Genomic DNA, 1,634 nt, shown 5'->3' with positions numbered 1-1,634 from the left:
TGGTGTGACCGAACGTGGACTGAAAGGTGGGCTGGGGCGTCGCCCCAGTCCCGATCTGTGGAGGTGATCCAGCCGCAGATTCCCCTACGGCTACCTTGTTACGACTTAAGCCCCCTTGCGGAGCCCAGATTCGACCCGGAAACCGGGCCTCATCCGGACCCCACTCGGGTGCTTTGACGGGCGGTGTGTGCAAGGAGCAGGGACGTATTCACCGCGCCCTTCTGAGGCGCGATTACTACCGAATCCAGCTTCATGAGGGCGAGTTTCAGCCCTCAATCCGAACTACGACCAAGTTTCGGAGATTAGCGTCGCCTTTCGGCGTTGCATCCCACTGTCTTGGCCATTGTAGCCCGCGTGTCGCCCAGCACATTCGGGGCATACTGACCTACCGTTGCCCGTTCCTTCCTCCAGTTTGGCACTGGCAGTCCTCTTAATGTACCCAGCCACCACAAGGGTGCTGCTGGCAATTAAGGGTGCGGGTCTCGCTCGTTGCCTGACTTAACAGGACGCCTCACGGTACGAGCTGACGGCGGCCATGCACCTCCTCTCAATGGCTCAGGTAAGCTCATCATACTGACCGTCACTGCACATTGTCGATGCTGGTGAGATGTCCGGCGTTGAGTCCAATTAAACCGCAGGCTCCTCCGGTTGTAGTGCTCCCCCGCCAATTCCTTTAAGTTTCATCCTTGCGGACGTACTTCCCAGGCGGTCTGCTTCACGGCTTCCCTACGGCACAACACAGGCTCGTAGCCTGTGTCACACCTAGCAGACATCGTTTACAGCTCGGACTACCCGGGTATCTAATCCGGTTCGTGACCCGAGCTTTCGTCCCTCACCGTCGGATCCGTCTTCCAGAGGCGCTTTCGCCACCGGTGGTCCGTCCAGGATTACGGGATTTCACTCCTACCCCAGACGTACCCCTCTGGTCTTCCGGTCCCAAGCCACACAGTTTCCACCGGACGCCTCTCCGTTAAGCGGAGAGATTTCCCGATAGACTTGTGCGGCCAGCTACGGACGCTTTAGGCCCAATAACAGCGGTCATCACTCGTGCTGCCGGTATTACCGCGGCGGCTGGCACCGGTCTTGCCCAGCACTTATTCCTCGACCACCTTACGGTCGCAAAAAGCGAGGACTATATGCCCTCGCACTTGGAGTCCCCTTATCGCACTGGCGTGCAGTGTAAAGGTTTCGCGCCTGCTGCGCCCCGTAGGGCCCGGTATCTTGTCTCAGATACCGTCTCCGGGCTCTTGCTCTCACAACCCGTACCGATTACTGGCACGGTGGGCCGTTACCCCNCCGTAGGGCCCGGTATCTTGTCTCAGATACCGTCTCCGGGCTCTTGCTCTCACAACCCGTACCGATTACTGGCACGGTGGGCCGTTACCCCACCGTCTACCTAATCGGCCGCAGCCACATCCTATAGCGCCGGAGCGTTTCAGGCTCTCTCCACTCCAAGATGAGAGCCCTATTCCGGATTAGCCTCAGTTTCCCGAGGTTGTCTGGATCTATAGGGTAGTTTGGCCACGTGTTACTGAGCTATCTGCTACGAGTCTCAACTCGTACAACTAGCATGGCTAAATCGGACTCCAATAGCAATGACCTCCGGCAGGATCAACCGGAATGGTCTCCCCAGC

1 rRNA gene is annotated in these 1,634 nt (G+C 58.4%); it reads right to left on the bottom strand.

The features are described from left to right. Positions 1-58: 58 nt before the first annotated feature. Positions 59-1,622 (bottom strand): 16S ribosomal RNA (locus C482_RS05465). Between the last annotated feature and the right edge of the window lie 12 nt (positions 1,623-1,634).

The sequence above is a fragment of the Natrialba chahannaoensis JCM 10990 genome, assembly GCF_000337135.1.
Taxonomy (GTDB): domain Archaea; phylum Halobacteriota; class Halobacteria; order Halobacteriales; family Natrialbaceae; genus Natrialba; species Natrialba chahannaoensis.
The sequence above is the reverse complement of the archived record's forward strand: the minus strand, read 5'-3'. Positions and strand labels throughout refer to the sequence as shown.